The following is a 24,846-nucleotide window of genomic DNA, read 5'->3' as shown; positions in this document are numbered from 1 at the left end:
CGGCCGGATGGGAGCCGCCCGTGCAACCGAAGCGCCGCGGTCCGCCGAATCTCCGAGGCCGGTCATGGCGCGAAGGGCGGCCGGGCAGCCGGCTCGCGTACGCGGTCGAGCGATGCCGGGCGGGCAGCGCGTGGCGGACGAAGGACGAAGCCCAGTGCGATCAGCACGAGGCCGAGCCCGGCGAGAGTCCACCCACCCGGGCGCTCGCCCAGCAGCACGAACCCGAAACCGACGCCGAACACCGGCGTCAGAAACGTCCAGGCGGTGAGCGTCCCGAGCGGAGAGCGCTGCGCCTCGCGGAACCATATGAGGAACGCCCACGCGGTGCCGAGCAGCGCGAGCACGGCCAGCGCAGCCAGGAACCGGGCGGTCCAGGAGATGCGCGGTGTTCCGTCTACAGCCCAGGCCACCAGCGTCAATCCGACACCGCCCAGCAGGAAATGCCATGCGCTCACCATCACCACATCCAGGTGGCCGGCGCGCCGAGCCAACAGCGTTCCGGCGGTCATGGCGGCAGCGGCCACCAGAGACAGCACGGCGCCGGTTCCGCCGTCGCCGGGTCCTGCTACCACGATCAGGCCGAAGAAGCCGGCGACCATGGCGACCGCGGCAGGCGCCGACACAGGTTCGCGGTACAACCACCAGGCGGGCAGCAGGATCAGCAACGGCTGCGCGTTGGCCAGCACGGCGGCGACACCGGTGGACAGGCCGGCCACCCCGCCGAACATCGCGGCGAACGCCAGGCCGGCGTTGGTCAGCGCAAGTGCGCCGACGAGCCCCCAGTCGCGCGGCGTCCGGGGACTCGAGCGCTTTCGGGCCATGCCGTAGGCCAGTAGCGCGGCCCCGGCGACGCTCGAACGCAGTGCTGCGAACCACAACACCGGCGCATCTCGCAGACCCCATTGGATCAGGACGAAGCACAACCCCCACGTCGCGGTGACCGCCACCATCAGCACCGCGCTCGGACGGTGCCCGGCGGGCGCACCGCGGGGGGACCCAGCCGGCCTCAGCTTCACCGTCTCCTTACCTCGCGCCAACTGCCAGATGTCCGCGACCGGGCTCAAGAACGATCGGACGACGCCACAGCCAGATGGTGATCAGGGTCAATCCGCCCAACCACGCGAGGGCGATGAGCAGTGAGCCGAAACGATCGAAGGTCCTGGTGAGGCCGCCGTCGAGCAGCATCCGACTCGCGCCATAACCTGGCATGAACTCCGCCCGCCTGGGCGGCTCCGAGCGAAGCATCGGGCTCTGCCCGATACCCAGGTCGAGGAAAGGGACGAGGAAGGCGACGAAGACGCCGGCGACACGGCCGAGCAGAAATCCGATCGCGACCCCCACCAGGCCGTACGTCGCGCCGAGCAGAAGAGTCGCGCCGATGTAGACGGTCCACTGCTGAGCGTTGAACACAGCGGCAGTGACGGACAGGGAGACGACGGAGACCAGCAGTACTGCGAGGGCGATGACGAGCATCCGGGCCGTCAACAGGCTTCCTCTCCCGTATCCGGACAGGATCAGGCGCTGATCGCCGGCGCGTGCATCGAGCGCGATGAACAGACCGGCGAGCGCGGACAGCGAACCGACCGCGATCGGCGTCATCGTCCCGGCGTGGACATCGGGGAGACGGAACGTCAGCAGAACCGCCCGGCCCTTCTCTATGAGCGGGAGCGTCGTCTGCGCATCCGGGGTCGCGGCCGTGGCCAGGAGGACGAAGACCACAGGCACTGCGATCAGTAGGGCCCAGAGGACCGGGTTCCGTCCGTAGTCCCGTATACCCATGCGCAATCCGCCGGACAGCTGTGCCCGAGCTGATCCCGCCTGGCGGGGGGGCCGGCGCCGAGCGATCCGGGCGCTGCGGACGACGACGACCCAGCAGACCAGCACGGCTCCCGCCGTCCACGCCAGTGCCCAGCCCAGGTCTCCGAGCCGACCACCGTGACGGGACGGCAGGTCGACCATCCACAGAGTCACGAAGTGGGAGGGCAGCCATCGAGTGCTCACCCGGTCCGCGGCGCCCAGCGCTGGGCCGAAGAACACGTCGAGGATCCAGATGAACAGGATCAGCACGGTTCCGTTCACGGGAGTCCGCACGTGGGTGCCCACCACGGCTCCGAGCGCGAGATAGATCAGCGCGAACATGGCCGTGCCGCCGACGACCCGTAGCGGCGTATCGATGCCGCTGCGCGCAGCCAACGCGATCAGCGAGACCGCTGTCACAAGCAGCGCCAGGGCCAGGCCCGTGACGAGCCGGGCGGCCACCAGCCGGGTGGCCGTCAGCCCCGCCAGCACCAACCTGCGGTCGGCGCTGCGCGCCGACGCCATCTGGAAGTACATGGCGAGGCCCGCGAGGAAGCCCGCTGCCCAACCGGCGGTTGCGGTAGCGACCGCTGGCCCGCCAGGCCCTCCCAGGAGCTTCGCTGCTTCGGCCAGCGAGCCGGCAGACACGATCACGAAGACGGTCGGGACCAGCACCAGCATGAGCAGATTGACCGGGTTCCTCGCGTAGTCGGCGAGAAACCGGGTCACGAAGGGGGCGCTCCTCACGGCGGCTCGACCAGGCCGTCGCGCAGGTGGATTATGCGGTCGAACCGCTCCTCGTCGGTGACGAAGTGGCTGATGATGAGGACAGATCGCCCGGCCTGCCGGCGGTCGTGCACGATTTCCCAGAAGCGCAGATATGTGTCCCAGTCGAATCCGGCATAGGGCTCGTCGAGCAGCAGGACCTCCGGATCGGCGAGCAAGGCCAGGCCGAGATTCAGCTTGGCCAACGTGCCGCCCGACAGCTGGTCGGCACGCACGGTCGCGTACCGCTCGAAGCCCAACGTGGCGTAGAGGTCCCGCCGTGAGCGACTCAGGTCGGCGGGGCTCATCCCGTAAGCGAGGGCGAACAGCTCGAAGTGCTCGTCACACGTCAGGCGTTCGTAGACGATGGGGGACTGCGGGCAATATCCCAGCTTTCCGTGGTGCGTGACCGTGCCTGCGTCGGGCGCAAGGGCGCCCACCAGAACCTTCATGAGGGTCGACTTGCCGGAGCCGTTCTCGCCGACGAGACCCACAACCTCACCGGGTCCCAGCTCCAGGTCGATCCCTCGCAACACGGCAACAGCGCGCCTCCGTGGCCACAGTCCCCGCCGATACGTCATCTCGACGCCGGACGCCCGAAGCGAGGGTGTCGGGGCGACGTCGAAGACCACGGGACTCGTGCCGGGGGTGGGGCGACGGTCTCCCGGTCGTCCGATCGATACCGGCCGCCCTGCGACAACGTCGGACATCGGCCGATCAGGGGCTGGGGACATGGCGGCCGTGCTCCCGCAGGGTCTGCAGGCGCTGGCGGTACTCCTGTTCGTCGATCTCTCCGCCGGCGAAGCGGTGAGCCAGCACCTCCTCCGGCCGGGGCTGCCGGTCGGCAGACCGCTCATCTCGACCGACGCGCCTCCAGCCGACGACCACGGCGAAGATCACCAGACCCCAGAACACCAGCATGCTCAGCGTCATCAACGCATAGCCCCAGCCGTTCATGTCCGGTCCGTACCACCACATCACCGTGACCAGCTCCCCGTCGGAGAGTCGGGACGACCGATCGCCGCGCCGTGACCGGAGTGCTGCCCGGCGTCGTCATCCTCCGGGCTGCTGAGGACGGCCGCGGCTGCCACCGCGTAGATGAGGAGATGCTGTCGCGCCATGTGACGGTTCCTTTCCGAGGGGATTGCAGCCACAGAATGGATCCGGGTCCCCTCGGGGTAGACCGTCCTAAGTTCGATAGTAGGAGGGTCGAAGGTCCCGCATCGGGTGCATCCATCGGTTGGTCGCGGGGCTCACCGGGTCGAGTCGCGGCCTGACCGCACTCGCGGAACAGCCAGCAGTCCCAGCACCGCGCCGAACATGGTCGACAGCAGGACGACACCGATGAGCAGTTCAGCCGGCCAGCGGACGCCGATGGTCACGGCGAGAGCGAGCAACTGAGCACCCCAGAGCAGCAGGGGGACCACGGCACCGATCGCAGGCAACTGGGTCGATGCGGGCAGATTTCGGCCACTTCGAACGACGGCGTCGGCCACCAGCCCGGCGATCAGCGCCGCGATGGGGGCGGCCGGCTGCTCGAACTGCGTCACCGCGGCGGACAACGTCGCCACGCTCGTGACGAGCACGGTGATCGCGCCAAAGGGAAGAACTCCCCGGATTCGTAGAAGCAGGACGGGGATGACCACGACCGCCGTGCTGACCAGGTAGGCGGCTAGCCCGGCGACCGCCGGCGCCTCCGCCGCTTCATGCCCCGGCGCCCCTTCGGGAATCGTTGTCAGCGCCATGGTCGGGGCGTCTGCGGCGAACGGGGAGACGTAGAGAAGAAAGAAGGCGCTCAGGGCCGCCGCCAAGGTCACGGATCCCAGTGCCGGTAACGCTGCCCGGAAGCCCTCGAGGCGCTGCTGCCGGCTCTCGCGGAGCGGTGCCGTCAGGCCGAGCAGGCCGCCCAGCATGAGCAGGAGGTGGGTAGGGCTGACCAACGCGTCGATACCGGTTTCCACCCCGAATGTCTGATGCCAGGCCAGGTCTCCAAGTCCGCCCGCCGTGAAGATCGCGGCGGCCGCCACCGCCCAGACGCGATCCCGTCGGGCCACAGATGGGGAAGGCAAGAGCAGCCAGCCGAACAGTGCCGCGGCCCCGCTGTAGAGCAGCCCGTGCCACGGGGTGAAGAAGGTCTCCAAGCTCGGCCGGTTGAAATGCGCCCATCCGTCGATGAAGACGCCGAGGACCACCCAGCTTCCTGCCAGCACGGTGACGACCTGTCTCCGGCCGGAGTACGTCGCGCCGCGTCCTGCGGAAGATGTCGCGGTGACCATGGCAAACCTCCGTCGAGAGAACTACCAGGAGAGTTGTACCCCTAGGGGGTATATCTGTCCAGGGCGGGCCCGGACACGGCTCGGCGGCGTGCTCCCCTCGGGAGGCTCCAACCAGATCCCCGGCACGGTCTGTGGGGAAGCTCGACGACGGTCGCCCGTGGCCGGACTGCCGCACATGACAGATGGCCACGGTCGACCGGCTTCGCGGAAGTCGCCACGGATGGCTACTGGGTGACGTACTCCGTGTAGTAGATCTCGAGAACGGCTTCGCCGTAGGCCTCGATGATCTTCTGCTCGAGAGACTCCTTCAGCGCCTCGCGGGCGCCGTGCACGTCGACCGGCGAGGCCTGGGAGAACTGGCCGATGATGAGATCCCGCGCGACGGCGCTATCCGGCTGCCCGCCCTCGGCCGCGCTCGCATCCTCGGTGAGATGGAGGGCAACGCCGACCTTGAGGTAGCCACCACCTGCCAGATTGATCGCGACCGGATCCAGGCTCACCACCTCTCCGTGAGCCGGTGGTTCCTCCCCCACGGCGCTCTTGCCAGAGACGAAGAACCAGGCGGCACCTGCCGCGGCAACACCCAGGATCAGACCCAGAACCAGGAACTTCTTCCTCCCCGACCTGACCCCGGCGTTTGGCGATTCAGCGGCGATTTCGCTCTTGCTCATGTGAGTTCTCCCGTCATGGTCTTGCGCCTGCTCTGCTTCTCTTCGTCATGTGCAGCGCGGCCCTGAAGTCCCGCTCTCCAGACTCGCTCGGGGGAGTTGTTGTCTCCGTCGGCAAGGAGGAATCGAAACCGATCGGCCGGTCCCGGGCGCGCCCGGAGCATGTGTCGTCGCGTCGCGGAGCTTGGTTCGCCGGCTCAGTGGCCGCGAGAGTCCCTGCCTCAAGCAGCTCCAGCCGGGAGGACTCGGCGGATGGCAGTCGGCTGACCGGCAGACTGCATCTTGACCACGTCCCCAGGTTGCGGGGCGGCGATCATCTGACCGTCACCGACGTAGATGCCGACGTGATCGATGCCCGGCCGGTCCGGTGAGTAGTCGAAGAACAGCAAGTCGCCCGCTCGGGCCTCGGCCAGGGACCCGACGGCCGTCCCGGCGGTCGCCTGCTGCGAGGAGACGCGGGGCAGGTCGATGCCCTGACTCTTGTAGACCAACTGCGTGAAGCCAGAGCAGTCCAGTCCCCTGCTGGGATCTGTGCCGCCCCACAGGTACGGCACCCCCAGGTACTGGCGCGCATTCGCCACGATGGCAGAGCCAGCGGCCGACGCTCCGGAAAGCGCGCCCCCGGCGTCGACGCGGGGCAGTGCATCCGTTCCAGAGGTCGTGCGGACCGATGAGGGGGTCGTGCCCATCGTCAGACCGGCGGTCATGGCTGCGGATACCCAGTCCGTCGCAGCGGATGGCTGAGTAGTTCTCGGAAACCCGGCCTGAATCTCGGCGATCCGCGAACGCACCTCGGTCACCCCGTCCATCACGGCTGCCTCGTGCGGCGCGAACGACCAGTCGACAAGACCGCACCCCCGCCGCCGTCGGAGGGGGTGCTGGGGACGGTGAACGTCGGGGCGGCGAAACGCACGACTATGGAAGCTAGTAGTCCTGTGTACGGAATGGGTGACGGCGCGCCGAGGACTCACCTGGCGGCTACGCGAGAACGCCTCGGGCGCGGCGATCAGTCGTCGATGCCTGGAGTCCCGCCCGCTCCCGCGCGTGGATGGCGCAGGCGATCAGGGACACCCTGCAACCCTTCACGAGGTACCCGGCGGCTCCGGCGTCCTGGGTAGCCCGCGTGACCAGCGGTAGGGCCTCCGCGCTGTGCAACAGCACCCTCGCCGGGCGACGGCCGGCCGTGAGTCACCGGGTGACTTGCACTTCCGGCATGGACACATCAATTCGGTGAACCACGGCCTGGCCGGGATCGCCCCGCTCGTGGGGCAGTTGGCCTCCGCTCTGTTCGGCGGGGCCGATTAGGGCGTCGACCGAATGTCGTCGGCCAACTGCTCGCGTAGCAGCGGCGGGCTCAGCGTCCCGGGCGACGACCAAGCGGGATGATCGGCCGGGGCTACTGCGCGCCGCTGGCGAGCTGTGCCGGCGGCTAGGCGAAGTAGTGCACGTCGTGGTGCGGGACGGCGTCGAGGGGGATCAACTGGCAGATGTCCGCGGGACTGCACGTGGCCGGATCCAGGGTGCTGGCTCGGGAGCGGAGTCGATCCACCTGCTCGCGCAAGTTGGTGAGTTCGGCGATGCGCCGGTCGAGGTCGGCGGCGTGCGTGTTCAAGAGCGCGAGGACGTGCTGACACGGCGCTCCACCGCTGTCCCGGACGGTGATGACGTTGCGGATCTCAGCGAGGCTAAGCCCGGCGGCCTGTGCGGCCCTGATGAACCCGAGTCGGTCGACCGCGGCCTCGTCGTAGTGCCGGTACCCCGAGGGCCGGCGCCCCGGCTCAGGCAGCACGCCAGTGGACTCGTAGAACCGGATCGTCTTCGTCGTCAGCCCGGTTCTGGCTGCAAGCTGGCCGATGCGCATCGGCGAACTCTACGCCTTGACCTTCCAGTGCAATGGAAGCTCTATGGTCGGCTTCCGGGTCATCGAGCGAGGACGAGGAGCGGGGCGTGGACGTAGTGGACTTGGTCGTCATCGGGACCGGCGGTGCGGCGATGGCCGCCGGCATAGAGGCGCGCTCGCGCGGCAGGTCAGTGGTGCTCGTCGAGCACGGCCCGCTCGGCGGGACCTGCCTCAACATCGGCTGTGTGCCCAGCAAGAACTTGCTTACCGCCGCCGACCGGCGGCACCGGGCCCAGGTCAACCCGTTCCCGGCGGTGCCGACCGGCGCCGACGGCGTGGACATGACCGGCCTGATCGAGCAGAAGCAGGAGCTCATCGACCGGCTGCGGCAGGTCAAGTACGTCGACGTCGCCGACGCGCACGGCTTCCCGATTCGGTACGGACACGCCCGGTTCGTCGACGAGCAGACCCTCGAGGTCGACGGGCAGCCGCTGGTCGCATCGGCGTACGTGGTAGCCACCGGGGCCGTCCCGCATATCCCGGACCTGCCCGGCCTGGCCGATGTCGACTATCTGATTTCGACCACGGCGATGGAGCTGACCCGGCTGCCGGAGTCGCTGGTCGTTCTCGGCGCCGGGTACGTCGGGCTCGAGCAGGCGCAGCTGTTCGCACACCTGGGCGTGAAGGTCACCATCGTGGGCCGGTTCGCTCCGCATTCCGAGCCTGAGATCGCGGCGGTGCTGCGCGGGGTGTTCCTCGACGACGGGATCACCGTCGTCGAGGAGCGCGGGGTGGCCGTAACCGACACCTCCGACGGCGTCGTGGTCACCACCAGCGGCGGCCGGAAGGTGACCGGCGAGCGGCTGGTAGTGGCCACCGGCCGGTACGCCGACACCGGCGACCTGGGCCTGGACGTGGCCGGGGTGAAGACCGACAGGCGGGGCTTCATCGTCACTGACTCTTACCAGCGCACGACCAACCCGCTGATCTTCGCCGCTGGCGACGTCACCGGCGCGCCCCAGTACGTCTACGTAGCCGCGCAGACCGGGCACGCCGCCGCCGCGGGTGCCTTCGACGCGCCGACGACCGTGGACTACCGCGGACTACCCGGGGTGACCTTCACGATGCCGCAGCTGGGGAGCGCCGGTCTCACCGAGGAGCAGGCGCTGGCGCTCGGGCACGCCTGCGACAGTCGGGTGCTCGGTGCCCAGGACATCCCGCGAGCGCTGGTCAACCGAGACACTCGCGGCGCGCTGAAGCTCGTCATCGACGCTGATACCCAGCAGGTGCTGGGCGTGCACGCCGCGCTCGACGGCGCCGGGGACGTGATGCTCGCCGCTACCTACGCGATCAAGTTCGGGCTCACGATCGACGACCTGGCCGACACCTGGGCGCCGTACTTGACGATGGCTGAGGCGCTGCGCATCGCCGCCAGACTGTTCCGCGCCGACCTGCCGACCAGTTGCTGCGCATGAGCGGTGGGTGGCCCGCCCGCTGTCCAAGGGGGCTGACTGCCTCCTTCAATGCTCGGAGTGACGGCACCCGCGGGGAACACGAGGGTCGTGTCCCGCATCCTCATCGGCTGGGAGGCGCGCCCTGCCAGCTCAGAGGTTGTTGCAGACCGCGGGATCCAAGATGGTGGCCGCAATCGCATTTGGAGCCGTGCCTCAGGCGTGCCACAAGCAGCGGACAAAGGCCGGTGGTCCTCGGTCAACAGGGGTCTGCGTGACTGAGGCACTAAAGCAGCGCCGCTGCCGCACTGAGCTGGGCAGACGGGCAGATGAGCCGATCAGCGTGTGGAGCGGGTGACCGGGATCGAACCGGCATGGCCAGCTTGGCAGGCGAGGGCTCCTGACGTCCTTATGGGCTGGTCAGAGGGATCTTTGCCCTCCGCCATGCCTTCAGCGTGCCTCTGTTGACGGCAGGTCATGTGCCAGTTGGTCCGGCGCCCGGAGCCACATTCCGCGGGTCCGGGCGTCCGGGTGTCCGGGTGTCCTGAGCCATCACACTGGAGCCGCGGCGGCGGCCCATGGCCTGGTAAGCGCGGTCGGGGGCGAAGCGCTGCGTCGTCGCATCAGCCGCCTGGCCGCCCTGCCGGAGGCGGTAAGAATGCTCCGTGCCGCCCTCAACGACGTTCGACGAGCCGCCGGAGTTCGACGTCGGCGACCGGGTGGTCACCGTCGATCCGGTCGGCCCGCGGCTGCACCGAATCCCCCGTGGCAGCGCAGGCGTTGTCGTGGCCCGGACTCCGGAGGAGCGGCTGATCGCGGTGCGCTTCGACACCGGCCGAATGGAGCACGTTAACCCCGCCCGGCTGCAGTTCGAGCGCGCGGAGGGATGAAGCGTCGCCCGGCCGATGCGCGGTGACGCCGGGCGGCCTGCGGTGGAACAGCGCGTTCCGCCCGTCCGTTGACCAGCGGGCAGCGTCGCCCGCTCCAGCCACCCCGTCGAAGAGAGCCATGAGTCCCTATCACAGTCCCCAGGCCGCGTACCCCTCTGTCGCTGAGGGGGTGCGTGGCCGGTGACCGAAGTGCTCTCCCTGCTCCTGGGTGTGGCGGTGGTCCTCGGGATCACGGTGATCACCGGGTACTTCGTGGCCCAGGAGTTCGCCTACATGGCGGTCGACCGCTCCGCGCTGGCCTCCCGCGCCGCGGGCGGGGACGGCGCGGCGAAGCGGGCGCTGGCGGTCACCCGCCGCACCTCGTTCATGCTGTCGGGCGCCCAGCTCGGTATCACCGTCACCGGGCTGCTGGTCGGTTACGTCGCCGAGCCGCTGATCGGTGAGTCCCTGGGCGCGCTGCTCGGCGGCGTGGGTATTCCGACCGGGGTGAGTGTCGGCGTCGGGGCGGTCCTGGCGCTGCTGTTCTCCACGATCGTGCAGATGCTGTTCGGCGAGCTGTTCCCGAAGAACCTCGCCATCGCCCGCCCGGAGCCGGTCGCCCGCTGGCTGTCCGCGTCCACCACGCTGTACCTGAAGATGTTCGGCTGGTTGATCTGGGTGTTCGACCAGGCGTCGAACCTGTTGCTGCGGGCGCTGAAGATCGAGCCGGTGCACGACGTCGAGCACGCCGCCACGGCTCGCGACCTGGAGCACATCGTCGAGGAGTCCCGGGAGCGCGGCGACCTGTCGGCGGAGCTGTCGATGCTGGTCGACCGGATCCTCGACTTCCCCGACCGCGACGTCGAGCACGCCATGATCCCGCGCCCACGGGTCGACACCGTGAAGAGCACCGACTCCATGGGCCGGCTGCGCGTGCTGATGGCGTCGGGACACTCCCGCTACCCGGTGCTCGACGACGAGACCGGCGACGTGGCCGGCGTGGTGCACCTGGCCGACCTGCTCAACACCCCCGAGCCCGACGGCGCGCCGGTGACCGCGATCGCCCGCGAGTGCCTCGTCGTGTCCACGTTCACCTCGCTGCCGGATGCGCTGCGGCAGCTCGCTGACAGCGGCAATCAGCTGGCCTGCGTCATCGACGAGTACGGCGGCTTCGCCGGCGTCATCACCCTGGAGGATCTCGCCGAGGAACTGGTCGGGGAGATCACCGACGAGCACGACGCCGACGTCGATCCGGAGTACATGCCGGTGGAGGGCGACGCCGTGTGGGAGATGGCCGGCGACGTGCACGTCGACGAGGTGGAGCGAGCCCTGGGCGTCGACCTGCCGCGTGGGGACTACGAGACGATCGCCGGCCTGGTCATCGCCGCCGCCGGCACCCTGCCCGAGCGAGAAGCCACGCTGACCGTCGAGCTGCCGCCCGATCCCGGCGACCTCGTCCACGCCGACGACCCGGCCGCCCGCCGGCTGCACGTGCGCGTCCTCGCCGTCGAACGGCACGTGCCGTCCCGGGTGCGTCTGGAACTGCCCGACCGCCTGGGGACCGCCGGTCACACCCACGCCTCCGACAGCACTGGCACTGATCCCGCCGCGGCCGGGGCCACCCCGACATCCGAGGAGGGCTCCCGATGAGCGACAACCCGTGGGTGGTCGTGGCCGCCACCGTGGTCATCGTCGCCCTGAGCGCGTTCTTCGTGGCGGTCGAGTTCGCCGCGCTGGCCGCCAAGCGGCACCGCCTGGAGGAGGCCGCACCGACCAGCCGCTCGGCCCGCGCGGCGCTGCGCAACTCCTCGGAGCTGACCCTGCTGCTGGCCGGCTCGCAACTGGGCATCACCGCCGCGACCCTGGCCCTGGGTGCGATCAGCAAACCGGCGGTGCATCACTGGCTGACCCCGCTGTTCGAGACGTGGGGCCTGCCGCTGGTCGCCGCCGACGTCGTCGGGTTCGTCCTGGCGCTGCTGATCGTGACGTTCATCCACCTGGTCGTCGGGGAGATGGCGCCCAAGTCGTGGGCCATCGCTCACCCGGAGCGCTCGGCGACTCTGCTGGCGGCACCGATGCGGGCGTTCATGGCGGTGTTCCGGCCGCTGCTGCGGGCGCTCAACGCCGCCGCCAACTCCCTCGTCCGCAGGGTCGGCGTCGAGCCGTCCGACGAGCTCGCGGTCGGCCACAGCCCCGACGCGCTGCGCCACCTGGTGGAGCACTCGGCCAACGTCGGCGCCCTGGACGCCAGCTTCTCCACGCAGATCTCCGGCGCCCTGGAGCTGGAGCGCATGACCGTCCGCGAACTGGTCACCGCCGACGCGCCGCTGGCCGCGGTGCCGGCCCAGGCCACCGTCGGCGCGGTGCGAGAAGCCACCCGGTCGACCGGGCACTTGCGCATCCTGCTCGGCGACCGAGCACGGTTGACCGGCGTGGTGCACGTCCGCGACACCCTCACTGCCGCCGACGATGCGCCCGCCGGACCGCTGGCCCGGCCTGTATTCGCGCTCGAGGCCGACACCACCGTGCACTCCGCACTGAAGGCGATGCGGGAGACCCGCACTCACCTGGCCGTGGTCACCGACGGCGGCGCGGTGCTCGGCGTGATCACGCTGTCGGACGTGCTGCGCCGGCTGTTCCCGCAGCCGGAGAGCACTGCGGCCTGACCGCCGAACGGCACAACGGCGCGGCCGGGCCCCGATCAGGGGGCCCGGCCGCACCGGGTGGTCAGCGAGTTCGGCCGGTCAGTGCACGCTGCGGCGGCGCGAGGCCGCGATGCCCTCGGCGACGCCGATGAGCAGCACTGCGGCGATGACCGCGAGCACGAAGCCCAGGACGTTGAGCTCCCAGATGGAGCCGGTGCCCAGTGCCCAGGCGATCGTGCCGCCGATCAGCGAGCCGACCAGGCCCAGGAGCAACGTGGCGAGGATGCTGAGGTGCTGCTTGCCCGGCGTGATCAGACGCGCGAGCGCGCCGATGATCAGGCCGGCGATGAGGAATCCGATCATGGTCGATTCCTGTACCTGCTCGACGCCGGATGAAACTGCCCGATGCGGGTCTGTGATGTTCGGTGCGCCAACGGCATCGCGGGGCTACCGCCGGACACGGACACCTTTGCCGCATGCCGGCTGCGCCCGGCGGGTAGCAGCACGGCATGAGCAACGAGGACAAGATCAGCAACAAGATCGACGAGCTGGCCGGCAAGACCAAGGAGACCGCCGGCCGGGCGACCGACAACCCCGACCTGGAAGCCGAGGGCAAGGGCGACCAGGCCAAGAGCAACCTCAAGCAGGCCGGCGAGAAGGTCAAGGACGCCTTCAAGTAGACCTGTTGTAGTACTCGGGAGCTACGGCAGAACAGGTCCGGCGGGGGACGCGCGAGACGGGCGGCTGTCCCTACCGTCGGCCCTGGTGTCGAGCTGCAGGCGCCGACAAGCGGTTCGGCTCAACGCGTTGTTGGTGGTGGACTTCACCTACGTGCCGACATAGTCGGGCATGGCGTTCACCGCGGTCGTCACCGACGTCTACGCCCGGAGGATCGTCAGCTGGCACACCGCGGCGAGGATGCCCACAGAGCTGCCCCTGGACGCACTAGAGATGCGCTGTGGAATCCGCCCCGTGGCCGGCGCGCCGGGGGTCTGGTCCTGACGTGGAGCGGGGGCGACGGTCTGGATCCAGTCGCCCCCGCCGGGAGTCGGGCGTCGACAGGGATCAGCCGACAGGTGCCGGCTCGGCCTCCTCGGCCTGCTCGGAACCGGGGGCCTCGGAGTCCTCCGGGCCGTCTGCTGACTCCGACTCCCCGCCCTCCTCGCCCTCGGCTTCCTGGGAGAGGACCTGCGCGGTGCCGGCGTCGACCTTCACGTCGGTGACCGTGCCGTCGGCCCCGGTGATCTCGACGCTGTAGACGACGAAGCCGTTCTCGTTGTCCAGCTCGACCGTGCCGGCGTTGCCGGGGACGGCGGCGAGCGCGGCGGCGCGGGCCTGATCGGGGGTCACGGTCGCCAGGTCCTGCAGCGCCTGCGCTTCGGCCGATTCGTCGGACTCGGTCTCCGTGCCGTTGTCGCTGCCGCCGTCCGGTGCGGTGATGCTGCCGGTGTAGGTGGGGTCCTCGCGGTCCTGCTCGTCGGACTGCCCCGCCGGGCCGGTCGGGTCGGAAGGTCCGGCCTGCGCGGCGGCGGCGCCGGCAATGCCGAGCCCCGCGAGGACCGCTGCGGCTCCGGCGATGAGGGCGTTGCGCTTTCGGGCCATGCTGTTCCACCTTTCAGACGTTCCGGGCGGGGAGTCCGGCCCGGTCGGTGCCAGCGTCACCGTTCCTGCCTGTGCGGACCCTGAGAACCGCTGAGAAGCCGCGCATCCTCCAGCACGAGATCCCGGCGTTCCGCGGTCCGTCGTTCTCACCATCGGCTCAGCTTCTGGCGGCCATAGTGCAGGGCATTCGAGACGGGGAGTTGGAGGAGGACGACGTGAACGCCAGCAGCACGAAGTCACGGAACGGCGCGACGGAGCTGCCGGACCTCGGGTCACCCCTCGGACCACCGGCGGGCACACCGACCCCGCAGTTGTTCCTCTCCGCCGCGGCCCGGTCGGTGGCGGGGCCGCGCCCCGACAATCAAGACTCCGGCCTGACTTCCGCGACACTCCTCGCCGTGGCCGACGGGGTCGGCGGGCACGTCGGCGGCGCCACTGCCTCCGCTCTGGTGGTGCGATCGCTGGCGGATGGACGGCTGACGCGTGTGGACGGTGACCCGACAGTCGCGCTCGAGCGGATGGTGGCCGCGGCCAACCAGCGGATGGGCGACGTCTGCGCCGAGATGCCTGGACTCACCGGGATGGCGACCACGCTCACCGCGGCGGTCCTGTCCGGCGACGGCCGGCTCGGCATCGCGCACATCGGGGACTCTCGCGCGTACCTGCTGCGCCGCGGACGGCTCGTCACGCTCACTCGTGACCACTCGGTCGTCCAGGCGATGATCGATGCCGGCAGCCTCACCGCGGACCAGGCGTGGACGCATCCATGGCGGGCCGTGCTCCTCGCTGCCCTCCACGGGCGGGACGACGACCTGGCGGCCGTCGAGTTCGCCGCGTTCCGGGTGGTGCCCGGCGATCGCCTGCTCCTGTGTTCGGATGGTCTGTGGGGGCCGCTCCCCGAGGAGCCGATCCGAGCTGGTCTCGTGACGGCAGCCGATCCGACGTCTGCGGCGCGGATGCTGGCCGACGCGGCTGTCGCTGCGCGGGCGACGGACAACGTCACGGTGATCGTCGCCGATGTGTGCGATCGCATGACAATGACGGCCATCTCGGTGGTCGGCGCGGCAGCGGCGATCTGACCTCCCGGGGCGGCGCCGTGAAGGCGGGCGCCTCTGCCGGGCCGGGGAACGCGCCTGTCTTGGCTTGCTCGGGCTGGATGCGAGTCCGAAGCCGCGCCGGTGCATGGGCCGGAATCGGATGTCTCAGCGTCCACTCAGCAACGATGCGGAGCCTCGAGGGGTGAGTCGTCGCCGCGCGGTCGCTTTCCTCTCGTGCCTGGTGGTGCTCGGCGGCGTCGCCTACCTCGGGCTCCGTCCGCCGGCGGCCATCGTCCCCTACCTGACCGCGGACCGGCCGGCCGCCGCCGCCGGGCAGGACGCGCCGCCGGTCACCGGGCAACCGGAGACGCGGATCGCCGTTGCCGGGGACACCGGGACCGGTGATGCGGCCGAGCGGGCCACGGTGGCCCGCATGGTCGCCGAGGGCGAGCAGCGGCCCTACGACGCTGTGCTGCTGCTCGGTGACCTCATCTACGACGCGGGGGACGCGGCACTGCTCGACCGGGCGGTGCGGACGCCGTTCGCCCCTCTGCTCGACGGCGGTACCCGTCTCCTCCCGGTGCTCGGCAACCACGACTACGGCAGCGGCGAGCAGCAGGACATCCTCACTGGGCTGGGCCAGGAACGCCCGTGGTACGTCGCTCGGGAGGGGTCCCTGCGCATCGTGGTGCTGGATTCCAACCGGGTGCAGGACGCCGAGCAGACGCGATGGCTGCGGGCCACCCTGGCCACCCCGCAGCCGCGGGGGATCTGGACAGTGGCCGCCATGCATCATCCGGCGTACTCCGCCGGGCACCACGGGTCGGACATGGCGGTTCGGCGCGCTTGGGGGCCGCTGTTCGCCGACGCCGGCGTGCCGCTGGTGCTGGCCGGGCACGACCACGACTACCAGCGGTCCACGCCGCAGGAGGGCGTGACCTACGTGGTCTCCGGCGCAGGTGCGGGGACTCGTCGGGTTGGCTCCGCGGACTTCACCGCCGTCAGCAGCGCCACCCTGCACTACCTGGACCTGCTGGTCTACCGGGACCGCATCGTGGGCCGGGCCATCGACCAGGACGGCAACCTGGTGGACAGCTTCACCCTGACCCGGGCCGACGTTGCCGGCTGACAGGGCGAGGTCACCGGCCGCCGACGACTCTGCGGTGCAGCTCGGTGGTGAGGACGTGGATCTCACGGGTGAGCTGGGTGTTGGTCTTGAGTTCGGCCTCTTGCTCGAGGAAGTCGTGGTCGGCCTTGGCCTGCTGGAAGGCGGCGGCGCGGTTCTGGCCGATGAGGACGAAGGTGGACAAGAAGATGGCCTCCAGCGAGACGACGAGCGTCAGCGTCGGCCAGGGATTGGATTCCACCACGAGCATCCACACTGCGAAGCCAGCGACGTGGATGTAGACGAACGCCATCGAGCCGGCGAAGCGGGTGATCGCGTCGGCTACCCGCAGCTGCCGGTCGGCGGCCCGGTTCTCGCGGAGCCGGGTGACCACGGGGTGCTCCGGGCGGCTACCGGGACCCGTGCGCGGCGGTTTTCCCGCCGGGTGATCGGGTCGATCGGGACTCTCGGTGCTCATCGCGGTCCTCCTGTCGGGGCGGCCGCCCGGCCGCGTGCCTCACGGGCCGGGGGGACCGGCTCTGGGTCGTCGCCGGCGGAGGCGCTGCGGTCGACACCGGCGGCGGCGTACGCCTCGTCCTCGTCCAGTGTCTCGGCCTCCAAGAGGCGTGCGGTCAGGGCGTCGAGTTGCGGTCGGTGGGCCCGCAGGATGCGCAGGGCCTCGTCGTGGCACTGCTCGATCAGCCGGCGCACCTCGCGGTCGACGAGTTGTCGGGTTGCCGGTGCCGCGGTCTCCGGACCGAAGGGGTTCTCCTGGCCGGGCGGCGGCAGCACCGACACCGGGCCCACCGCTGCCGACATGCCCCAGCGTCCGACCATGGCGCGGGCGATGCGGGTGCACTCCTCCAGGTCGTGCTCCGCTCCGGTGGTGAGTTCGCCGTAGACGACCTCCTCGGCCGCCCGCCCGCCCAGGGCGCCCACGATGCGGCCGCGCAAGAAGTCGGCCGACCAGCCGTAGCGGTCCGCCTCGGGGCTCTGCATGGTCACGCCGAGCGCGCGGCCGCGGGGAATGATCGAGACCTTGCGGACGGGGTCCGCGCCCGGGGTGAGCATGCCGAGCAGGGCGTGTCCGGACTCGTGGACGGCGGTGCGCCGCTTTTCGGCGGGGGTGAGCATGATGCCCCGGGCGCTGCCGAGCAGGACCTTCTCCAGCGCGTCCTGCAGGTCTGCCGGGACCACGCGCTCGCGTCCCCGTCGGGCGGCGAGCAGAGCGGCCTCGTTGACCAGGTTCTTGAGATCGGCGCCGACCATGCCCGGGGTGGAGGCGGCGACGGTGTCGAGGTCGACGCCAGGGGCCAGCGGGATGGCCCGGGTGTGCACGGCCAGGATCGCCCGGCGGCCGGCCAGGTCGGGCGGGCTGACGGTGACCCGCCGGTCGAAGCGGCCGGGCCGCAGCAGCGCCGGGTCGAGGATCTCCGGCCGGTTGGTGGCGGCCAGGACGACGACGCCTTCGCTGCCGGTGAAGCCGTCCATCTCGGTCAGCACCTGGTTGAGGGTCTGTTCCCGTTCGTCGTGGCCGCCCAGGGAGTGCCCTCCGCCGCGCGACCGGCCGATGGCGTCGAGCTCGTCGATGAAGATGATCGCGGGGGCGACCTGTTTGGCCTGGTCGAACAGGTCTCGCACCCGGCTGGCGCCGACGCCGACGATCATCTCGATGAACTCCGACGCGGAGATCGCGAAGAAGGGCACCTCGGCTTCGCCGGCCGTGGCCCGGGCGAGCAGTGTCTTGCCGGTGCCGGGCGGGCCGGAGAGCAGGACGCCGCGGGGGATCTGGGCGCCCATCGCGCGATAACGGTCCGGATGGCGGAGGAAGTCGACGATCTCGGCGACCTCGTCGCGTACCTCGTCGATGCCGGCGACGTCGGCGAAGGTCACCCGTCGGCCGGCCTCGGGCTGATAGCGGCGGGCACGGGAGCGGCCGATGCCGCCCAGCCCCCCGGCGCCGGCCAGGGCCCGGCGGGAGATCCACACGAGCAGGCCGACGAGCAGGATGGTCGGCAGGACGCCGACGAGCAGTTGTTGCCACCAGGGCGCGGACACCACGGGCGGCGCGGCGTTGACGTCGACGTGGTGCTGTTGCAGCAGGGTCAGCAGGTCGTCGCGGGCGAAGGCGGGCCGCTGGGTCTCGAAGCTGGTGACCGCCGCCGCGCCCGGGGTTCCGGGCGGGTATCCGACCGCGGTCCGGAACAGGCCCTGGATGGTCTCCGCGGTGGAGGTCACCGAGCGCACGTTGTCCGCGGTGACCTGGTTGGTGAAGAAGGTGTGTCGCCCGTGATCTTGGAATCTCCAGGTGCCTGGAGAGTGCACTGGCTGGGAGGCGACGTGAGCCTCGGTCGGCGCCGTTGGGGTCTCGAAGCCGGTGTGGAGGGATTGACATCGGCAAGCAAGTGACCCTGCGCGGACCGGACACCGGCGGTTCTGCGCGCCGAACACTGAGCGGCACGGCGTCGCCTAGGCCGATCCCTCGGCGGACGTCATCAACTGCCGTCTGCGTTGCACCGACGGGCCTATCCGTCGGCCCACTTCTCGATGGCGGCGATGTTGTCGAGGGCCTGGTCGTAGGCCGCGCCGTTGATCGGCACCCGTACATCGGGCTTGTGCACGTCAACGCCTGGCAGGCTCTTCATGAAGTCGCGCTGGGACAGCTTGGCGTTGTTGAGGTCCAGCGAGCTCAGGTAAAGCGACACCGCGTGCTCCTTGCCTGCGTACTTGAACAAAATGTAGGCGCCCTTCAGGTTCACCGAGACCTGCCAGCCGCGCTCGAAGAGCGTGGTAGCGATCTCCCGCGATCGCGTGGTCGGGGTGTAGTCCTTCTGACGCTTGAGCATCTCCTCCAGGTCCTCGACGACGTCGGGCCCGAGGCCCGGCCAGGAACCTGATGCGGCGGGCGCGGAGGGCGACGGGGCGGTGCTGGTCACGGTGACCTGGCCGTCGTTGCTGACGGTCATGGTGCCGCTGAAGCCCGCTGGAATGTGGAAGTGCAGGTCGTTCGGCATTGGACTGCTCCATCGGGGTTGTTGGTGCCGTTGGAGCTACTAGAGCATATGCCAGCATGAGAGTCAATTCGGGGCGATGCGTTCAAGCCGTTCGCTCATGACGATCGGCTTCGCTCTGTACTACCCGAGCTGCAGCACCGTCATCGGCCGGCCCGGCCTGACTTGGAGGACGTGTACGTCTGCCACTTGGAGGACGTGGACGTCTGCACCCGAGCATCTCGGCGCCGGACTGGGCTTTGCCCTGCTCGCCCAACTGGCTCGCCTGGCTGTCGAACGTGGCGGTGGCCGCTTGGGGTGGTGGGTCCTGCGCGCCAACGACCATGCGCTGCGCTTCTTTCGACGGCGGCACGACCGGGGTCTGGACGAGATCGAGGTCATGCGCTTGGGCGGCGAGTCGTGCAGGCTCTTGCAGCCCGTGCCGCCCCAGCACCGGAGTGCGTGCAGGCGTCTCGCTGACGATCCCCTTGCGCGCACCCCGCGAGGATCCCCGCGGGACAGTCCCGATGTTCTGAGCTCCCGTTCCCCAGTTGACTGACCGTCGCCGGTGGCCGGCCGGCTTACGGGTAGGGCAGGGCCGGGTGCCACCCGCTCGTGCAGCAGACCATCTTGACGGCACGCATACCTACAAGACCTACTGAAGGACGTGACGACCTCCCGACCGACCGCGACCCCCATAGACCCGGGTGAGGGGTGGAGTCGCTGCTGGCATTGCGGCCGGGGGACTCAGGGCGGCAAGCACCGCGGGCACTCCGATGACCCACAGATTCGTGGTTACGTCACTTGGGCGAAGTGCCGCAACAAGGACCTCAAGGAGTACCAGCTCGCACTCCCTGACCCCGGGACGCTGACGGACCCAACCGTCGAACACCCACAGATGACCCGGCTGGCCTTCGAGCGAGGCCCCGACTGGCTGGATGACGAAGCGCCCCGTCGATGGGGCGCCTCCATGGTCTGGTGGCAGCCTACGAAGGAGTTCGTCGTTCAGGTCTACGTCGACGGCAGCATCGCGATCAGCGAGAGCTTCGAAGAGCGTGCCGACGCGGAGGCCTGGTTCACTCGTGAGGTGGTGCGCTTGCGCCGGGAGGACTCCCGGTTCCGCCCGTCGATGGCGGAGCTAGCAGCGATGCCCTGGAACACCGACGATGACGAGGACCCGCAGCTGCCTGAGTAGTTCGGCTGGCAGAAGCAATGCGACCACCTCGGCGCGCCGGCGGCTGCCGACGAGCTGGCGGGATGGACGACGCGCAGCTACGACTCGTATGCCGCCTGCCATGACTCGTTGGGCGTGGTGCTGGCTTCCTTGCTGGTGACCGTCGCGGTGAGCGCGGACCTTCAGGAAACCTGTTACAACGTCTTCCGCCGCCCGAGATGCAAGACGTGTAACGGTTGCGATCTTGATCGCTGCCCTTGCTGATGAGAATGCTGCAGGGGTCCGGCGACGTCGCAACACAGTGGTGCAGGTGAGCCCGTAGATGTGTATGACGCGGGGCCCTCGGGTGCCCCTTGATTGCTGCCGTGAGCGCGTGGGTCTGTGTCCTGGCAGAGGGCCCTCCGGACGACGTCCCATCGGTGTCGATGCAGGGGAGGGATCCCGATGGAGGTCATGCATGAGCGGGTCGCCGGGCTGGACATCGGCAAGGCGACGCTGACCGTCTGCGTGCGCACCCCGGGAGGGCGGGGTCGGCGCAGCAGTGAGACGCGAACGTTCCCGACGACCACCCGCGCGCTGGGTGTGATGCGGGACTGGCTGCTGGAGCGCGGGGTGACGCTGGCGGCGATGGAGTCGACCTCGACCTACTGGAAGCCGGCGTTCTACTGCCTGGAGGAGGTGCTGGAGGTCTGGCTGTGCAACGCCGCGCACATCAAGGCGATCCGGCGGCCCAAGACCGACGTGCGGGATGCGGAGTGGATCGCCCAGCTGCTGGAGCACGGGCTGATCCGGCCTTCGTTCGTGCCACCGCCGGAGATCCGCCGGTTGCGGCTGCTGACCCGCTACCGGGTGCAGCTGATGGGCGACCGGACCCGGGAAGTCACGAGGCTGGAGCTGATGCTCGAGGACGCCAGCATCAAGCTGTCCTCGGTCGCGGCCAGCCTGACCAGCGTCTCGGCAAGGGCCATGCTGACCGCACTCATCGAGGGCGAGCGCGATCCTCGGGTGCTGGCTGAGATGGCGAAGGGCAAGATGCGGATCAAGATCCCGCAGCTGGTCGAGGCGCTGACCGGGCACTTCAACGCCCAGCACGCGCAGTTGGCGCGCACCATGCTGCACCGCCTGGAGCTGATCGAGGACGCCCTCGACGAGCTCGACGCGGTGATCGCCGAGGCCACCCGGCCCTGGGCGCACCAGCTGGAGCTGCTGCAGACCATTCCCGGAGTCGGCCCGAAGGTGGCCCAGGTGATCCTCGCCGAGACCGGCGGGGACATGTCCCGCTTCCCCTCCGCGGCGCACCTGGCCTCCTGGGCGGGTCTGGCGCCGGGGGTCTTCGAGTCGGCCGGCAAGCGCCACCAGCCCGAGGCCCAGCACGGCAACAAGTGGCTGACCTCGATGCTGGTCGAGGCCGCCGGCTCGGCGGGCCGGATGAAGGGCAGGAACTACCTCTCGGCCCAGTTCGCCCGGCTCACCGCTCGGCGCGGGATGGGCCGGCGGCGGTCGCGGTCGCCCACTCCATCCTCGTCTCGGTCTACTACATCTTGTCTCGCGACGAGCCCTACACCGATCTGGGCGCTGATTGGTTGGCCCGGCGTAACGATGAGGCGCACGCCCGCCGGCTGGTCGCCCAACTCGAACGCCTCGGGCACACCGTGGTCCTCGATCCGGCCGCCTGAATCAACTGCAGAAGTACTGGAGGACGGGCTTCGCCCGCCCCGCGCTGACGCGCGCCTGCAACACCGCTATTCACGGGTCTGTGGGGCCCCGTGATCTTGGAATCTCCAGTTGCGTGCGGGTGCACCAGGCTGCTGCACCTGGCCGCCACCGCGCCGGCACTGCAAGCTCTTGCCGCGCTGACCCGGCTCGCCGCGACTCCAGGGGCGGGCAGCGGCATCTCAATCTTCTGCGGATCCTGTTCGTTGGGTCAGGACAAGGAATGATGATGTCGTGCGCCAGATCTCAAAGCTCCGTTTCGACGCACTTGCGTCCTATGCACGCCACCCTGCCGCGGCGGCACTCGCCACGGAGATCGCTTGGTTCGAATGGGCCGAGTCAGGTCTGATTGCAACTCTTCAGGTCGATACCGATGGGGAGTTCAGCGCAGTATTCTTGGCTCCGGACCTTCGCGAACGCTACCGGTGGGTCGATATGACCGAGTTCTACACCGAGCCGGTCAAGGCGGTGGCCCAACTAGCGAAGATGGGCGGGGCTCTCGCGGACCGGATCGACGAGATTCGTGAGCAAGGTGACGAATCTGGCGAGGTGGTCAACTTCTTCGCGTCGGCGGTTCCCGCTGAAAAGTTGCACCCTCATTTCGAGCGCTTGGCTACCCACGCTGGCTACCTGCCGGCACGGGCACTGATTGAACCAATGATGCGATGGCACGAAGATGCCGATGGCAACTTTGTCGAACAGTTCCAGACAACAGGGTTCGACGCTCGCATGTGGGAGCTCTACCTCTTCGCCGCCATCACGGAGGCGGGCCTGGCGATCTCCTCGGAGAAGCGCGTTCCCGACTTCAACCTCACGGGACCGCTTGGCGACCTATGTGTTGAGGCCACGACGATCAACCCGTCGAAAGATCACCAGGGCAACGCAGTGGAGCCCCCGCCGCGCGAAACGGACGAGGAAAAACGTCTGTACGTTGAGCACTACCTCCCAATCAGGTACGCCGGCCCGCTCAACGCCAAGTTGTCCAAGCGCTACTGGGAGCAGCCGCACGTCAGTGGCAAACCCCTGGTCTTCGCCATCCAGGACTTCCACGAGACCTTGTCCATGACGTGGACGAGATCAGCGCTATCGACGTACTTGTACGCAAACCGCCACGAGCCGATCAGGCGCGACGACGGCACCCTCGACATCCGAGTCATACCCGTCAGCATGCACAAATGGGGCACCAAGAACGTCCCATCAGGATTCTTCTCGTTGCCCGACACTGAGCACGTCAGCGCAGTCTTGTTCAACAGCAGCGGGACGATCGCGAAGTTCGATCGCATGGGGGTGGCAGCCGGATTCGGCGCTGAGAACGTGATACTGGTCCGTGAGGGCTTCGCACTGGACCAAGACCCGGACGCCAGCGAGCCGACGCCTTTCGTGCACGTCGTCAGCGAAGGCTACCCAGAGAGTTGGATGGAAGGGATGGACGTCTACCACAACCCCAACGCCCTACATCCGCTCGACCCGGATGTACTTCCGAGGGCTGCACATCACCACGTCATGCCCGACGGGCAGATTGAATCAACGTCGCCGTACTGGCATCCGCTGTCGTCATCGACCTCGATCATCGTGACTGGGAGCAGTGGCGGCGTGAAGTAGGCGAGGACCCAGTGTTCCTCCTTTGTACGTCAAAAGGGGACCGACGGGAGTCCCATCGCAGTGCGCGGCGAGGGGCAAGTTGAGGTATCGGGCGATTACTCGACCGAGTACCGCTCAGGCGGCTCAAGTGACATGGCGACCGAGGTCCAGCTGGCGCCAGCCTGAAGCATCACTCCGTCCGCGCCTGTACTGCGCCCGGTCTCCGCCTCCTCCTCAGCGAGCTGGGCGGCCTGCTTCACGGAAATGAGTTGTTGCTCGGCAAAGTGCTCTTGGGAAATTGGCTCCAAGTCCGAGTCGTCGAGCGAGCGCCGCAGCATCGCGCCACGCTCTTGGTACGCACGGCCTGGCAGCAAGAGAGCTTGGTGCAGGTCCCGACGTAGCCCGATCCGCAGGTCTACCTCGGGAAGTTCGGCCATGTCGTACGTGACGCCGTTGTGGTTCGAAGCGTCTCCGGCGCCGCGCTCCTCCAACAACTGCGCGAAGGGCTGATAGTAGGCCAGCAGTACGGCCTCCAAGGGCGGACCGTCCTGCTGACGTCGCCGAGGGGATGGATCGAGTAGCCAGGCCTTCCAATGCCGGCGCTCAAAGTAGGCCATGTGGGCGATCGCCGTGTGAGCGCCGCCACCCAGTACGCGAGGCAGGTCTCCTGCCTGCTTCTTCGCCTTCTGCATGGTCTGATTGCTCCAGATGCCACTGCGTCCCTTCGCCTCGACTGCAATAACGCCGACGCCAGGGCCCCACCCGTAGAAGTCAGGTCTGCGCCCGACGAGGGGTAAGCCGGCCGCTTTCATGGCTTCGTCGACGCGGGCGAAGATAGGAGCGTTTAGCAGATAATCGGCAAAGTGCTTGGCTGAGACTTGTCCCAGAAAGAAGCTGACAGCGGACTTCTCGGACGGATCGAGGGCCCGGTATTGGCTCGTCTGCAGCAGCGGTTGCCCGCCCCTTCGACGTTGCCGCAGGTTGGCGCCAACGAGGGCTGCGCGCCAGGCAAACTCCAACGCGACGCCGGGTAGCCAGGACAAGCCGCTCCGGGAGGATCCAATCGTGCTGCCGGCCAAAGATGTGGCCGAGCGCAGAAGCCCCGGCCATGAGCAGGACAGGCGCCCCAGCGACGGGATCGTGGAAGGGAAGTCATTGGCCTCATATGGGATGGCGAAGCGAGTCATGACTGAGGCGCGATCTCGCGACTAGGGGCGGTCCCGTCGATGGTCCGGGCCCGGTCAGGCAGATGGCTCTGCCGCGCCAGCACCGGTAGCCAACTGGGCTTGGATGGCCGCCGCTCGGCGTCAGCGATGTCGTCCTCGATGCGCTT

Annotated in this window: 26 protein-coding genes; 11 read left to right on the top strand and 15 right to left on the bottom strand. The window is 69.1% G+C overall.

Annotated elements, in window-relative coordinates; translation table 11 throughout:
- Positions 1–62: 62 nt before the first annotated feature.
- The 8 genes from ABD644_RS07815 to ABD644_RS07780 all read right to left on the bottom strand — a co-directional run bounded on the left by ABD644_RS07815 (position 63) and on the right by ABD644_RS07780 (position 7,367).
- Positions 63–950, bottom strand: a complete 888-nt coding sequence (locus ABD644_RS07815; RefSeq protein WP_344688610.1) for a DMT family transporter — start codon at positions 948–950, stop codon at positions 63–65.
- Between the two features lie 73 nt (positions 951–1,023).
- On the bottom strand, positions 1,024–2,526 hold the full coding sequence (locus ABD644_RS07810; protein ID WP_344688192.1) for an ABC transporter permease: 1,503 nt from the start codon (positions 2,524–2,526) through the stop codon (positions 1,024–1,026).
- A 14-nt stretch (positions 2,527–2,540) separates the two neighbouring features.
- Entirely contained in the window at positions 2,541–3,194 is a 654-nt protein-coding gene (locus ABD644_RS07805; RefSeq protein WP_344688191.1) for an ATP-binding cassette domain-containing protein, read from the bottom strand.
- A gap of 85 nt (positions 3,195–3,279) precedes the next feature.
- Entirely contained in the window at positions 3,280–3,519 is a 240-nt protein-coding gene (locus ABD644_RS07800) for an SHOCT domain-containing protein (RefSeq protein ID WP_344688190.1), read from the bottom strand.
- Positions 3,520–3,815: 296 nt separating this feature from the next.
- Positions 3,816–4,838 (bottom strand): hypothetical protein, encoded by a 1,023-nt coding sequence (locus ABD644_RS07795; RefSeq protein WP_344688189.1) that lies wholly within the window; start codon positions 4,836–4,838, stop codon positions 3,816–3,818.
- Positions 4,839–5,062: 224 nt separating this feature from the next.
- Complete coding sequence (locus tag ABD644_RS07790) at positions 5,063–5,509, bottom strand: flagellar basal body-associated FliL family protein (protein WP_344688188.1); 447 nt, start codon at positions 5,507–5,509, stop codon at positions 5,063–5,065.
- A gap of 218 nt (positions 5,510–5,727) precedes the next feature.
- Positions 5,728–6,315 carry a C40 family peptidase gene (locus ABD644_RS07785; protein WP_344688187.1) on the bottom strand — a complete coding sequence of 196 codons (588 nt, stop codon included), beginning with the start codon at positions 6,313–6,315 and terminating at the stop codon, positions 5,728–5,730.
- A 620-nt stretch (positions 6,316–6,935) separates the two neighbouring features.
- Entirely contained in the window at positions 6,936–7,367 is a 432-nt protein-coding gene (locus tag ABD644_RS07780) for a heavy metal-responsive transcriptional regulator (RefSeq protein ID WP_344688186.1), read from the bottom strand.
- Between the two features lie 86 nt (positions 7,368–7,453).
- Between ABD644_RS07780 and merA the strand changes: the two genes are divergently transcribed.
- Positions 7,454–8,821 (top strand): mercury(II) reductase, encoded by a 1,368-nt coding sequence (merA, locus tag ABD644_RS07775; protein ID WP_344688185.1) that lies wholly within the window; start codon positions 7,454–7,456, stop codon positions 8,819–8,821.
- Positions 8,822–9,471: 650 nt separating this feature from the next.
- On the opposite strand, the gene ABD644_RS07770 is transcribed toward merA, so the two are convergent.
- The gene (locus ABD644_RS07770; protein WP_344688183.1) at positions 9,472–9,807 is read right to left on the bottom strand and encodes a hypothetical protein; all 336 of its coding nucleotides are present in this window, start codon (positions 9,805–9,807) and stop codon (positions 9,472–9,474) included.
- Positions 9,808–9,867: 60 nt separating this feature from the next.
- On the opposite strand from ABD644_RS07770, the gene ABD644_RS07765 reads away from it, so the two are divergent.
- A complete protein-coding gene (locus ABD644_RS07765) occupies positions 9,868–11,316 on the top strand; it encodes a hemolysin family protein (protein WP_344688181.1) in 1,449 nt (482 codons plus the stop codon).
- The gene (locus tag ABD644_RS07760) at positions 11,313–12,332 is read left to right on the top strand and encodes a hemolysin family protein (protein ID WP_344688180.1); all 1,020 of its coding nucleotides are present in this window, start codon (positions 11,313–11,315) and stop codon (positions 12,330–12,332) included. Before ABD644_RS07765 ends, ABD644_RS07760 begins: the two co-directional genes overlap by 4 nt.
- A gap of 78 nt (positions 12,333–12,410) precedes the next feature.
- On the opposite strand, the gene ABD644_RS07755 is transcribed toward ABD644_RS07760, so the two are convergent.
- Complete coding sequence (locus tag ABD644_RS07755; RefSeq protein ID WP_344688179.1) at positions 12,411–12,674, bottom strand: GlsB/YeaQ/YmgE family stress response membrane protein; 264 nt, start codon at positions 12,672–12,674, stop codon at positions 12,411–12,413.
- 146 nt (positions 12,675–12,820) lie between these two features.
- Between ABD644_RS07755 and ABD644_RS07750 the strand changes: the two genes are divergently transcribed.
- A complete protein-coding gene (locus tag ABD644_RS07750; RefSeq protein WP_344688178.1) occupies positions 12,821–12,991 on the top strand; it encodes a CsbD family protein in 171 nt (56 codons plus the stop codon).
- A gap of 169 nt (positions 12,992–13,160) precedes the next feature.
- The gene (locus ABD644_RS07745) at positions 13,161–13,313 is read left to right on the top strand and encodes a hypothetical protein (RefSeq protein ID WP_344688177.1); all 153 of its coding nucleotides are present in this window, start codon (positions 13,161–13,163) and stop codon (positions 13,311–13,313) included.
- Between the two features lie 63 nt (positions 13,314–13,376).
- On the opposite strand, the gene ABD644_RS07740 is transcribed toward ABD644_RS07745, so the two are convergent.
- Positions 13,377–13,913, bottom strand: a complete 537-nt coding sequence (locus ABD644_RS07740; protein ID WP_344688176.1) for a PepSY domain-containing protein — start codon at positions 13,911–13,913, stop codon at positions 13,377–13,379.
- 71 nt (positions 13,914–13,984) lie between these two features.
- Here ABD644_RS07740 and ABD644_RS07735 point away from each other — a divergent pair, with 71 nt between their 5' ends.
- Together ABD644_RS07735 and ABD644_RS07730 are read left to right on the top strand one after the other, a co-directional pair.
- On the top strand, positions 13,985–14,992 hold the full coding sequence (locus tag ABD644_RS07735) for a PP2C family protein-serine/threonine phosphatase (protein ID WP_344688175.1): 1,008 nt from the start codon (positions 13,985–13,987) through the stop codon (positions 14,990–14,992).
- 160 nt (positions 14,993–15,152) lie between these two features.
- On the top strand, positions 15,153–16,079 hold the full coding sequence (locus ABD644_RS07730; protein ID WP_344688173.1) for a metallophosphoesterase family protein: 927 nt from the start codon (positions 15,153–15,155) through the stop codon (positions 16,077–16,079).
- Positions 16,080–16,089: 10 nt separating this feature from the next.
- Here the strand turns inward: ABD644_RS07730 and ABD644_RS07725 are convergent, their stop codons facing one another.
- The 3 genes from ABD644_RS07725 to ABD644_RS07715 form a co-directional block, all read right to left on the bottom strand.
- Positions 16,090–16,449, bottom strand: a complete 360-nt coding sequence (locus tag ABD644_RS07725) for a DUF1003 domain-containing protein (RefSeq protein ID WP_344688172.1) — start codon at positions 16,447–16,449, stop codon at positions 16,090–16,092.
- A gap of 80 nt (positions 16,450–16,529) precedes the next feature.
- Positions 16,530–18,380, bottom strand: a complete 1,851-nt coding sequence (gene ftsH / locus ABD644_RS07720) for an ATP-dependent zinc metalloprotease FtsH (RefSeq protein ID WP_344688171.1) — start codon at positions 18,378–18,380, stop codon at positions 16,530–16,532.
- A 200-nt stretch (positions 18,381–18,580) separates the two neighbouring features.
- Positions 18,581–19,069 carry a hypothetical protein gene (locus ABD644_RS07715; protein ID WP_344688170.1) on the bottom strand — a complete coding sequence of 163 codons (489 nt, stop codon included), beginning with the start codon at positions 19,067–19,069 and terminating at the stop codon, positions 18,581–18,583.
- Between the two features lie 76 nt (positions 19,070–19,145).
- Here ABD644_RS07715 and ABD644_RS22695 point away from each other — a divergent pair, with 76 nt between their 5' ends.
- The 4 genes from ABD644_RS22695 (at position 19,146) to ABD644_RS07700 (ending at position 23,534) form a co-directional block, all read left to right on the top strand.
- Positions 19,146–19,604 (top strand): GNAT family N-acetyltransferase, encoded by a 459-nt coding sequence (locus ABD644_RS22695; RefSeq protein WP_425547409.1) that lies wholly within the window; start codon positions 19,146–19,148, stop codon positions 19,602–19,604.
- A gap of 339 nt (positions 19,605–19,943) precedes the next feature.
- On the top strand, positions 19,944–20,240 hold the full coding sequence (locus ABD644_RS07710) for a hypothetical protein (protein ID WP_344688168.1): 297 nt from the start codon (positions 19,944–19,946) through the stop codon (positions 20,238–20,240).
- Between the two features lie 423 nt (positions 20,241–20,663).
- A complete protein-coding gene (locus tag ABD644_RS07705) occupies positions 20,664–21,989 on the top strand; it encodes an IS110 family RNA-guided transposase (RefSeq protein WP_344688167.1) in 1,326 nt (441 codons plus the stop codon).
- A 177-nt stretch (positions 21,990–22,166) separates the two neighbouring features.
- A complete protein-coding gene (locus ABD644_RS07700; protein WP_344688166.1) occupies positions 22,167–23,534 on the top strand; it encodes a hypothetical protein in 1,368 nt (455 codons plus the stop codon).
- 95 nt (positions 23,535–23,629) lie between these two features.
- Here ABD644_RS07700 and ABD644_RS07695 read toward each other — a convergent pair whose 3' ends face one another.
- Positions 23,630–24,700: a hypothetical protein gene (locus tag ABD644_RS07695; protein ID WP_344688164.1), complete on the bottom strand. Its 1,071-nt coding sequence runs from the start codon at positions 24,698–24,700 to the stop codon at positions 23,630–23,632.
- Positions 24,701–24,846 lie beyond the last annotated feature (146 nt).

The organism is Blastococcus jejuensis, from assembly GCF_039534705.1.
Taxonomy (GTDB): domain Bacteria; phylum Actinomycetota; class Actinomycetes; order Mycobacteriales; family Geodermatophilaceae; genus Blastococcus_B; species Blastococcus_B jejuensis.
The sequence above is the reverse complement of the archived record's forward strand: the minus strand, read 5'-3'. Positions and strand labels throughout refer to the sequence as shown.

What these genes read in the sequence shown, in the direction of transcription:
- ABD644_RS07815 (WP_344688610.1), bottom strand. Translation starts at nt 950, where the DNA reads ATGGTGGCGGTCACCGCGACGTGGGGGTTGTGCTTCGTCCTGATCCAA.
- ABD644_RS07800 (WP_344688190.1), bottom strand. Translation starts at nt 3,519, where the DNA reads ATGAACGGCTGGGGCTATGCGTTGATGACGCTGAGCATGCTGGTGTTC.
- ABD644_RS07795 (WP_344688189.1), bottom strand. Translation starts at nt 4,838, where the DNA reads ATGGTCACCGCGACATCTTCCGCAGGACGCGGCGCGACGTACTCCGGC.
- ABD644_RS07790 (WP_344688188.1), bottom strand. Translation starts at nt 5,509, where the DNA reads ATGAGCAAGAGCGAAATCGCCGCTGAATCGCCAAACGCCGGGGTCAGG.
- ABD644_RS07785 (WP_344688187.1), bottom strand. Translation starts at nt 6,315, where the DNA reads ATGGACGGGGTGACCGAGGTGCGTTCGCGGATCGCCGAGATTCAGGCC.
- ABD644_RS07780 (WP_344688186.1), bottom strand. Translation starts at nt 7,367, where the DNA reads ATGCGCATCGGCCAGCTTGCAGCCAGAACCGGGCTGACGACGAAGACG.
- ABD644_RS07770 (WP_344688183.1), bottom strand. Translation starts at nt 9,807, where the DNA reads ATGGCTCTCTTCGACGGGGTGGCTGGAGCGGGCGACGCTGCCCGCTGG.
- ABD644_RS07760 (WP_344688180.1), top strand. Translation starts at nt 11,313, where the DNA reads ATGAGCGACAACCCGTGGGTGGTCGTGGCCGCCACCGTGGTCATCGTC.
- ABD644_RS07755 (WP_344688179.1), bottom strand. Translation starts at nt 12,674, where the DNA reads ATGATCGGATTCCTCATCGCCGGCCTGATCATCGGCGCGCTCGCGCGT.
- ABD644_RS07750 (WP_344688178.1), top strand. Translation starts at nt 12,821, where the DNA reads ATGAGCAACGAGGACAAGATCAGCAACAAGATCGACGAGCTGGCCGGC.
- ABD644_RS07745 (WP_344688177.1), top strand. Translation starts at nt 13,161, where the DNA reads ATGGCGTTCACCGCGGTCGTCACCGACGTCTACGCCCGGAGGATCGTC.
- ABD644_RS07740 (WP_344688176.1), bottom strand. Translation starts at nt 13,913, where the DNA reads ATGGCCCGAAAGCGCAACGCCCTCATCGCCGGAGCCGCAGCGGTCCTC.
- ABD644_RS07715 (WP_344688170.1), bottom strand. Translation starts at nt 19,069, where the DNA reads ATGCCGAACGACCTGCACTTCCACATTCCAGCGGGCTTCAGCGGCACC.
- ABD644_RS22695 (WP_425547409.1), top strand. Translation starts at nt 19,146, where the DNA reads ATGCGTTCAAGCCGTTCGCTCATGACGATCGGCTTCGCTCTGTACTAC.
- ABD644_RS07710 (WP_344688168.1), top strand. Translation starts at nt 19,944, where the DNA reads ATGACCCGGCTGGCCTTCGAGCGAGGCCCCGACTGGCTGGATGACGAA.
- ABD644_RS07705 (WP_344688167.1), top strand. Translation starts at nt 20,664, where the DNA reads ATGGAGGTCATGCATGAGCGGGTCGCCGGGCTGGACATCGGCAAGGCG.
- ABD644_RS07695 (WP_344688164.1), bottom strand. Translation starts at nt 24,700, where the DNA reads ATGACTCGCTTCGCCATCCCATATGAGGCCAATGACTTCCCTTCCACG.